This window comes from Prevotella sp. C0209C1 (assembly GCF_056583855.1).
In genome coordinates, this window is the sequence record NZ_JBWPJP010000010.1 from 17,536 (window position 1) to 26,884 (window position 9,349).

The following is a 9,349-nucleotide window of genomic DNA, read 5'->3' on the forward strand; positions in this document are numbered from 1 at the left end:
AGCGAAACATATATAGGCATGAAAAGAGTAACGTATAAAACGGAGAAAGAGTTAGAGGCGTTGAAGTACGTAGCTAAATGTTATGACTTCGCCTTAACATTATGTATTACATTAGCATTTAATCAGTTGGACATAACCACAATATCATTGCGAGAGGAAAAAGACTTTAAACATGAGCTTAAACACTCGGTTAATAACGCACTAAGCGAAGCTGACAGAAAGCGTGCAGAGATGATGCAGATAATGAAGTCGGGTGGATTCTTTGAGAGCTATTCAGATACGGTGATAGATTTAGCAGAGAAAGATATTAATGCTTTTAGAAGCTCTTTAGAGCGTGTAATGGAAAAGAACGGCGTAGAAAGGGCAAAGCTATATGCGCAGGTAGAGACAACGCGGTGCTTGTTAGAATCGTGCGTTATGGACTTTAAAGGTTTGGGCGAGCAATGCAAGGAGAAATTCGGTTATAACGTATCATCATTCTTTGAGGAGTTTAATGTATCAAAGGTGGCTTATTGGTTCAATAGAGCTGTGGACAAGCTGTATAAGGACGTGGACGAGTCTAAGGGGGAGATAAAGCTAAAGACATCAGCAACATCGAGAATGTGGAACAGAATACATAAAAAGATAGCTGAAGGAGAATATATAGGGGGGTGTTTTGAAGCAGCGCAGAAAGAACACCCCGAGTTTGTAGAGAACAAAGTAAAGGAGGTTAAGGCATGAGTAAGCATGTGAATATAACACCTGAACAAAGGAGATATATAGTAGAGCATTACGGTAAGATAGCAGTGCCTAAAATGGCTAAGATGTTCGGCATTTGCATCATGACAATATATCGTATAATAAAAAGTGGAGGAGTAGATACGAGTAAGCACTATGTACCTTTACAGAAAGAAGAGATAGAGAAAGTGATAGAGCTATATCCTAATACGCCTAACGAAGAGATAGCAAGAATCGTTAATAGGAAGATATGGGAGATACTTCGCGTTAAGAAGCTGTATAAGCTGAAAAAGTCGCACGAATATATTCACTCGGTAAGGGTGGAGAATCTTAAGAAGGTGGATAGGGTTAAGTCGTTAGCAGCTGCTCAAGCAGGATTTAGGAAGAAATATAAGCGAGCAGTCTTTGAGAAACTCTCGGGCATGAAGCCGACAACGAAGTTAAAGGTTTCGCTTATTCCAAGGAGAATATCAATGATTATCTATAATATTAAGAGGAGGCATAACTATTTCCAAGTAGAGGGAGAGCCGTACACGTTTTATTACGATGAGGACACGAAGAGAAGCAATAAGGAGGAGTATTATATTAATAAATATGAATTTAAATTCAAAAAGGCAGAAGAAGAGGATAAAGAGGAAGAGAACAAAATAGATTAGCTTTTCTTATTACTTTCTTCATGGTTGGCATTGCGTGTAAATCGTTAAGGGAAAACTTATTATAAATTGTTATTTTATAAATATTTTCGTTATCTTTGTATTAGAATATCTTTATAAAATATTTATAAAATCTTTACACTTGATATATGAGGGGAGCAGTTACTGAAATCAATATAGAATCATTACAGCAAGACGACAAGAACTTCAACAAGGGGACGAAGAAAGGTCGTGGATTAATTGACAAGTCAATTAGAAAGTTTGGCGCAGGTCGTTCGATATTATTGGATAAAAATAATCGTATCATTGCTGGTAATAAGACGCAAGAGCTGGCTAAAGAAGCAGGAATAAAGAAAGTTATTGTCATAGATGCAAAGCCCGACGAGCTTGTGGCTGTGCGCAGAGGTGATGTGGACTTGGACAGCGAGAAAGGTCGGGAGATGGCTTTGGCTGACAATGCTACAAGTGCAGCGAACTTAGATTGGGACGATGAGGCTTTGGCGAGGGCGCAAGAAGAGATAGGGCTATCGGTGGAGGATTGGGGCGTTTCGATAGGTAAAGAGACAATAGATGATACTTACAGCAGAAAGATTGAGACACCTGTATATGAGCCTTCAGGAGTAAGCCCTACCCTATCAGACTGCTATGATAGCACGAAGGCAGAAGAGCTTATCGAAGAAATAAAAGAGGCAAAATTGCCAGACGAGGTGAGAGAGTTTCTTATATATGCTGCTTATAGACATACGGAGTTCAACTACGGAATGATAGCGGACTACTATTGTAATGCCACGAAAGAGATACAGGAGTTATTCGAGGATTCCGCATTGGTGATTATAGACTTTAAGAAAGCTATCGAGAAAGGGTTTGTAAAAATGACAGAGGAGCTTTTGAGCGAATATGGGAAAGAGTATGACGAAGATTGATTTCAAGAAGGATTTTGTCGCATTCATTTTGACACATGGAAGAGTAGACAAGCAGTACACGTATCGTTCTTTGTGCGAGCAAGGATATACAGGACGTTGTATTTTTATACTCGATAACGAAGATGAGCAGGTGGAGGAGTACAAGCGGAGATACGGAGAAGAGAACTGCTACGTGTTCGACAAGCTGGCGATGAGTAAGCGGATAGATGAAGTTTTTCGCGGAGATAGACGAGTGATAGTGTATGCTCGTAATGCCTGCTTTGATGCTGCTCGTGATTTAGGTTATAAGTATTTTATCCAGCTGGACGACGACTATACTTCATTTGCGTGGAGGTTTGACGCGGAGTGTAAGTATAATTTAAAGACCCCGAAGATAAAAAATCTTGATGCTGTGTTTGAGTCGATGCTGCGGTATTATGTAAGCACACCACTGACGAGCTTAGCTATGGCACAAGGGGGCGACTTTATTGAGGGAAGTAAGGGTACTAATAAAATGCTGCAAAGCGTAGGAACGAAGAGAAAAGCTATGAATAGCTTTATTTGCTCGGTTGATAGACCTTTCGAGTTTAAAGGGAGGATAAACGAGGACGTGAACGCATACACACAGCTTACTTCTGTGGGTAAGATATTCTTAACTATTGTGCAATGCAGCTTGAATCAGAAGGTAACGCAGTCGAATAGTGGAGGAATGACAGATGTATATAAAGATAGTGGGACGTATGTAAAGAGCTTTTCGAGTGTGGTAGTGTTTCCGAGTGGAGTAAAGGTTACGCTGCTTAATAGCCACCATAAGAGGTTGCATCACAATGTGTGTTGGAAGCATACAGCACCGAAGATATTACAGGAGAAATGGAGGAAGGAATGAAAGAACACAAAGGAACGGAAAATCTTATACCATTTAACAAGAGAACTAAGGAGGAACGGAGGAAACTTGCAATAGATGCAGGAAAGGCTTCGGGAGAGGCGCGGAGGAAGAAAAAGGAGCTGCGTGAATTTGTGGAGGTGTTCGGGGGACTGCCTGCACCAGAGAAGGTAAGAAAGGTAATGAAAGCACTTGGCGTATCGGGAGATAATATGCTAACAAATAATATGGCTATCGTTGTAGGATTGTTCCAAAAGGCGACTAAGGGTGATGTAGCTGCTTTCAATGCCATTAGAGATATAAGGGGCGAAAAGCCAGAAGATAAGACAAAGGTAACAGGGAGTATGGATAACCGCATAGAGATAGGATTTGTTGAGGCTGGCATAGAGCCTGCGAGTGATGAAAGTGAGGTAGATGTATGACGATGCCGTTTAAGGTTATATGGGAGCTGTTTCGTGCTAATACGGATAAGGCTGCAAGGGTGTGTGTGAACCAAGGGGGGACATCTTCGGGTAAGACATACACGATAATGCAGGTGCTTATCTATATGGCGTTAATAGAAGCAGGGAGTATAACCACGGTAGTAGGGCAAGACTTGCCCAATCTAAAAGTAGGTGCGCTGCGTGATGCGAAGACGATATTGGCTGGCTCTGAATGGTTGGCTGGCTACTTCAATGTTCATGAGAGTGAGCATTATCTGCAATGCAAGAATAATTCTATAATAGAGTTTAAGAGTTATAATGACGAGCAGGACGCGAAGAATGGTAAGCGTGATTATCTGTTTGTGAATGAAGCAAACGGCATACCATACGAGATATATTGGCAGTTGGCTATTCGTACTCGTAAGAAGATATGGATAGACTACAATCCCTCCGAGAGATTTTGGGTTCATAACGAGGTAAAGGGTCGCCAAGGGGTAAAGATGATTATATCAGACCACAGGGGGAATCCTTTCCTATCTAAGGAAGAACATGAACGGATAGAAAATATAGAGGACAAAGAGCTATGGAAAGTGTATGCTCGAGGATTAACAGGTAAGCTCTCGGGGGTTATTTTTCCTAATTTTCGTATCGTGGATAGTATGCCAGAGAGATATAGCTGGAAGATACAAGGTTATGGGCTGGACTTTGGCTTTACGAACGACCCAACAGCTTTGGTACATTGTGTTATTGCGCATGGGGAGTTATGGACTGACTTAGAGATATATGAGACGGGGCTGACAAATCCAATGATAGCAGAGAAAGCAAAAGAAGCAGGGATAACAAAAGCGAATCAGATAATAGCTGATAGTGCAGAGCCGAAAAGTATAACCGAGTTACGTAATGCAGGCTTGTGGGTTATCCCAACGGTCAAGGGAGGAGACAGCATCATGGTGGGTATTGATATACTGCACCGTTATAAATGGAACGTTACACGGCGTTCTGTCGGTTTAATCGAAGAGCTGCAAAGTTACAAATGGAAGAAAGATAGAGACGGAAAGAAAACGAATATACCTATTGATAAGTATAACCACGCTATAGACGCCACGAGGTACTTTGCATTGATGAGGCTCAACGTTAAAAGACTTGGAGGGGCGAAAGCTCGCATTATAAATCTTGATTAAGTATGAGAAAAGGAGAGAAGTTCAAACATTGGATAGTAGTAGCCACGTTTAGCAAGGAAACGGAAAGGCTGGAGCTGGAGAGATGCACACGACCACTGAAGGTAGGAAAGGTTCTCACGCCAGCGAATCTTGATGATATGACGATAGGTCAGATGGTGCAGATGAGCGAGTGTAAGGAGGGACGGTGGCTGTTCTACAAAGTCTGTGAGGTTCTGTTAGGAATGGAGGCAAAGGTAGTCGATGACTGCATGGCTGTAGAGGTGGTTCGTTTTGTCGGCTGGGTGCTTGGTAGGGTTAAGAAGATTAACGAGTTGTTCGACAAAGCGAAGAGCAAGCCGAGCGATGAAGAGCTAAGGGCTGGGATAAACAACCTAAAGTTTGGCATCTTCGGCTTAATAGATTGGTATGCTCTAAGAATGGGTATCACAGACCATGAAGAGGTTACTAATGTACCATGGGGGCGCGTGTATAAATGTCTCGATATGGACACGAGGTCAAACGAGTTCAAAAGGAATTTACAAAAGGTGTACGAAAATGAGTATAGAAAGTAAGATAAGAGAGATTGCAGAAGAGAAGTTCGCGGAGTTCAGTTATGTCTTCGAGGATTGGAATGGAGCAGCAGAAAAGATAGACAGAGTAACTTTACCTGCTATTGTGTGCGTGCTACCTACAGGGGGTGCTTTTAACTTTAGCCGTGGTCGTGTTAAAGATAAGGAAGATTGCATGATAGCCTTTGTCGATAAGGTCTCTCGGGACGCTAACGGAGAGGATAACGAGGAGGTTTATAGCCGCATGAAGGAGAAAGCTATAAAGTTCGTCATGGCTCTGAATGAAAGTAGATATTTTGAGCCGATAGATGGGAGCGTAAGATATACAACGATATTAGAGAGTGCAAGCGCATACTTTACAGGGGTATTCGTGGAACTTACTCTGAAAGAATTAGAGGGGGGTTGCTTATGTTAAAAGGGGCAGTAAGTATCGTTCTTTCGGAAGAGTTAGAGGCGTTAAGGAGGAGGATAATAACCCAGCACTTGGAAGCAGGACAGAAAGCAAGTGGGAGAACTGCGGCAAGTCTAAGAGTGGAAACTACAGAGAGTGAGGGTACGTTATATGGTCGTAGTCCGTTCGGGACGTTGGAAACAGGACGAAAGGCAGGAAAAGTGCCTTATGGGTTTCGGAGTATTATTCTTAGATGGATGTCGGACAAAGGGATAGAGGCAAAGCCTATCCCATATAAGACGAATAGGGAGCATAAATATACGCCACAGGAAAGGGGCAACCTTTCTCTTGCGTATCTAATAGCAAGAAAGATTAAGAGAGAGGGTACGAGTTTATATCGGAAAGGAGGCAGGGCTGATATATACTCAAATGTGATACCAGAGGCTACTGCAAGGATAAGGGAGCGCATCACGGAGCTTGTTAAATTAGATATAGACAATATTAAACTTAATAATGTAGACGTATGAGAAAGATAACTAAAGGAGGCACTACGATAACATGTCCTGATGAGGTAGGGTTTGCGTTTAACCCTTGCCTTATAACTGCCTCGGGGGAAGGATTGGAAGCCGTTAAGGTGATAGTATCGAGCGGAAAAGAGATTAAAGGTGGCATTATACTTGTAAACGCTATTAAAGGTACTTGTTACTGCGATATAAGAGAGTATGTGCAGGCGTTCTTTAGCGAGGTAACGTTTGACAAGGTTGATTATGACAAGGACAGCAAATCAACGTTAGGACTGCTGATTAATATTAAGTTTAAAGCGTTTTATAAAAATGAAGACATGTCGGAGCTTTTTGATATTGATACTTTCTTCGTGTGGGGAGCAATGAAAATGGGAGGTCAGGAGATTTATAACGGTAGGCGCACACTGACATGGTTTCGAGGTTTTCCTTTCACGGTAGGTATATACGCTGAAGAGGGCGGGTCTATAATGATAAGCAAGGACGGTGTAAAGGAAAGGGTTATAAATATACCAGAGCAAGGCGTATGGAATATTCCTATAAAAAGCAAGGAGGACGATGCAGGGAAGTATTACTCGATAATTGATTGTTCGGGGGCGTGTGCGGAGTTTGTTTTTGACGCCACCTTTGATATGACGTTCCGAAAGCGTAAAGGCTTAGAAGGAGATAACACAAATGTAGAGAAAGTACGCATAAATATTGTAGATGGCTATGATGAGGGATATTATCTTAGGTGGATAGATAGGCATGGGTTCTACAATTACTACTTATTCAAAGGTGGTGATGAGAGTAGGAAGATAACAGAGAAAGGTGTATTTGTCCGAAACAATCTAATGGCTTACGATATGAGCTATGGACGAATGGGACACGCTGGGAGGCAGTCGCAGATGGGAAGAAGAGATACAATATCCGTGTGTGCGCCGTTGGTAGATAGTGAAACATGGGATATGCTCTTTGATGTTACTACAAGTCCGTGTGTAGATTTATTCGCTGGGTATAAAGAGGAGGGTGTTCCCTGCTGGATACCTATCACTATCGTTCCGGGTTCTTACACTAAGCAGAGAGCGGCTCTGCAGGACTTTATGTGTAATATTGTGATGCCGGAAGTATCGGTGCAAAAATTATAAGGAAGAGAGGAATGAAAAACGAAAGATTATACGTAGATAATGAGTTGGTTGATATTGACGAATTGACGAAAATAACGTTGAATTTTAAGAGCAATTTGTTCCGTGATGTATCGAGATTGACTTCTAACAACACTTATACGATAAAGCTGCCGAAGACGGTAAGAAATCAAAAGATACTGAAGCATACGGACTTAGTGCAATCAAGTAGTTCATTTCCTTATACGATGCACAAGGTGCGTTATTTCCGCAATGGAATAGAGGTCATCAAGGACGGACGCCTAACGGTTCTACAGGCAACAGAGGACGCTATAGAGGCGTGCATTGTTTGGGGACTATTCTCTAACTTCAGCGACTTGATGAGAGCTGGCACTACTCTTAATCAATTGAAAAGTAATGATAGGATTCTGTATAAGGATAGCAACGAGGTTGTCAGCTATGAAGATGCGGTGAAGGCTAATTATTTCTACGCCTATTACGATGTATGGACTCACGAGAAGAAAGTTGTTGAAGCATGGGAAGAGGGAGACCGTATGATTTATCCTTTAGACGGGAGAGTAGAACGGAGGAAGAATAATTTCGGTGGACATCGTGGAGGAGATGAGGGGGTTTCAAATCTTCACCCGGTGGTAAAGGCTTCGTTTATCTTGGATTTGATAAAGAAGAATACGGGAATTAATTTTTCGTTCTGTGCCGATGCGCAAAGGTATATTGATACATTAATCGTTCCGCTTATTAACAAGAAGAGTAATGAGCTAACATTTGATAGGAAGTTTAAAGCAGAATTACTGCCAACCACAAGTACGGGAGGTATATCGTTGAAGGCAAGAGAAGAGAGCGTTTTATTCGACATTTCTGATGATAATGCAACCGTAATAGAAGCAAAGAGTGAAGCAAAAGTAATTATAGACGTTAAGGGTACATGGGAATTTGATATTACAGGCATGCTATCAGAAGGGTCCGGCACTCCGTGGGCACCCGGGGATTATTATAATTTCATCTTATATTATATCAAGGTGATTATAACAAGAAAAGATGATAAGGACAAGGACAAAGATGAGACATTTGTCTTAGGCTCTGATAGAGGCTTTAACTTGGAAAGAGTTCCGTCGGGGTATCAAGGTGTTTTTCGATATGAAATTTACGGTCATGGAGGAGTAGAGGTTAAAGAAGGAGATACTATCAAATTTGAATGGTGCCATGACAGACCTCTAAGAGAAGCGGCATTTCTCGGGGGGACGATAGAGGCTACTATATCAAGCAAGGAAGAAGTTCCAAGCGGAGGTTATTTCCCTATTGCGAATAATTTACCGAAGATAAAGGTTATTGACTTTATCAAGTTTTTATCGGTTATAACAGGCACGTTCCCCCTGCAGATAGCGGAAGAGAATAAGATTAGTTTTGAGCCGTTATCTCAAGTGTGGGAGAATAGAGAAGAAGCTAAGGATTGGACGGAGAAAGTAATAGCGCAAAGCGATGAGAATAAGCCTAAAAGGATTGATTTTAAGATAAGTGATTATGCGCAACATAATCTCTACAAGTGGAAAGCAGATAACACGGTAGGTTCTTATGACGGTGACTTGGAGATAGATAACGAAACGTTGGACGCAAAAAGGGTTGTGTACGAGTTTCCGTTTGCCGCCACTGATGGTAATAACGTTCCTATGTACACTGCACCGAAAGAGGGAAAGGAAGAGGATAAGCCCTCGTATAAGGCTTGCAAGGATAGAATCTTGAGGCTTGAGAAAGGGGAAAACGGTAAAGCTGTAGCGGTCTTCGATATAAATATGCAGGACATCTTGAGAGAAAAGTATAGGCATATAGGGGAAAGTTTGCAGAGGGTAAAAGTAATAACAGAGAAGATACGTATAAGTGATATAGAGCTATTAGATTATGACGAGACAAAGCCAATATACTTGGCGCAATATGGTAATTATTATGCTATCACAGAGATAAAGGCAGACGAGGCAGGGTTTGCCGAAGTAACAATGTTTCAACTATATTAAC

At 41.7% G+C, this 9,349-nt stretch carries 11 protein-coding genes; all 11 read left to right on the forward strand.

Annotation, left to right across the window (positions count from 1 at the left end; translation table 11 throughout):
• The first annotated feature begins 18 nt into the window (after positions 1-18).
• The 11 genes from AC1DCD_RS04125 (at position 19) to AC1DCD_RS04175 (ending at position 9,348) form a co-directional block, all read left to right on the forward strand.
• Positions 19-720 (forward strand): hypothetical protein, encoded by a 702-nt coding sequence (locus tag AC1DCD_RS04125; RefSeq protein WP_464640540.1) that lies wholly within the window; start codon positions 19-21, stop codon positions 718-720.
• Positions 717-1,373 carry a hypothetical protein gene (locus AC1DCD_RS04130; RefSeq protein WP_464640538.1) on the forward strand — a complete coding sequence of 219 codons (657 nt, stop codon included), beginning with the start codon at positions 717-719 and terminating at the stop codon, positions 1,371-1,373. The genes AC1DCD_RS04125 and AC1DCD_RS04130 overlap by 4 nt, the downstream gene beginning before the upstream one ends.
• 146 nt (positions 1,374-1,519) lie before the next feature.
• Positions 1,520-2,293 carry a ParB N-terminal domain-containing protein gene (locus tag AC1DCD_RS04135; protein WP_464640536.1) on the forward strand — a complete coding sequence of 258 codons (774 nt, stop codon included), beginning with the start codon at positions 1,520-1,522 and terminating at the stop codon, positions 2,291-2,293.
• On the forward strand, positions 2,280-3,158 hold the full coding sequence (locus tag AC1DCD_RS04140; RefSeq protein WP_464640534.1) for a GREB1-related protein: 879 nt from the start codon (positions 2,280-2,282) through the stop codon (positions 3,156-3,158). The genes AC1DCD_RS04135 and AC1DCD_RS04140 overlap by 14 nt, the downstream gene beginning before the upstream one ends.
• Entirely contained in the window at positions 3,155-3,577 is a 423-nt protein-coding gene (locus tag AC1DCD_RS04145; protein ID WP_464640532.1) for a hypothetical protein, read from the forward strand. The genes AC1DCD_RS04140 and AC1DCD_RS04145 overlap by 4 nt, the downstream gene beginning before the upstream one ends.
• A 2-nt stretch (positions 3,578-3,579) precedes the next feature.
• Positions 3,580-4,758 (forward strand): PBSX family phage terminase large subunit, encoded by a 1,179-nt coding sequence (locus tag AC1DCD_RS04150; protein ID WP_464640530.1) that lies wholly within the window; start codon positions 3,580-3,582, stop codon positions 4,756-4,758.
• Between the two features lie 137 nt (positions 4,759-4,895).
• Positions 4,896-5,309: a hypothetical protein gene (locus AC1DCD_RS04155; protein WP_464640528.1), complete on the forward strand. Its 414-nt coding sequence runs from the start codon at positions 4,896-4,898 to the stop codon at positions 5,307-5,309.
• Positions 5,293-5,721 (forward strand): hypothetical protein, encoded by a 429-nt coding sequence (locus AC1DCD_RS04160; RefSeq protein WP_464640526.1) that lies wholly within the window; start codon positions 5,293-5,295, stop codon positions 5,719-5,721. The genes AC1DCD_RS04155 and AC1DCD_RS04160 overlap by 17 nt, the downstream gene beginning before the upstream one ends.
• A complete protein-coding gene (locus AC1DCD_RS04165) occupies positions 5,715-6,224 on the forward strand; it encodes a hypothetical protein (RefSeq protein WP_464640524.1) in 510 nt (169 codons plus the stop codon). Before AC1DCD_RS04160 ends, AC1DCD_RS04165 begins: the two co-directional genes overlap by 7 nt.
• Positions 6,221-7,345: a hypothetical protein gene (locus AC1DCD_RS04170; protein WP_464640522.1), complete on the forward strand. Its 1,125-nt coding sequence runs from the start codon at positions 6,221-6,223 to the stop codon at positions 7,343-7,345. Before AC1DCD_RS04165 ends, AC1DCD_RS04170 begins: the two co-directional genes overlap by 4 nt.
• Positions 7,346-7,356: 11 nt before the next feature.
• Positions 7,357-9,348: a hypothetical protein gene (locus tag AC1DCD_RS04175; RefSeq protein ID WP_464640520.1), complete on the forward strand. Its 1,992-nt coding sequence runs from the start codon at positions 7,357-7,359 to the stop codon at positions 9,346-9,348.
• Position 9,349 lies beyond the last annotated feature (1 nt).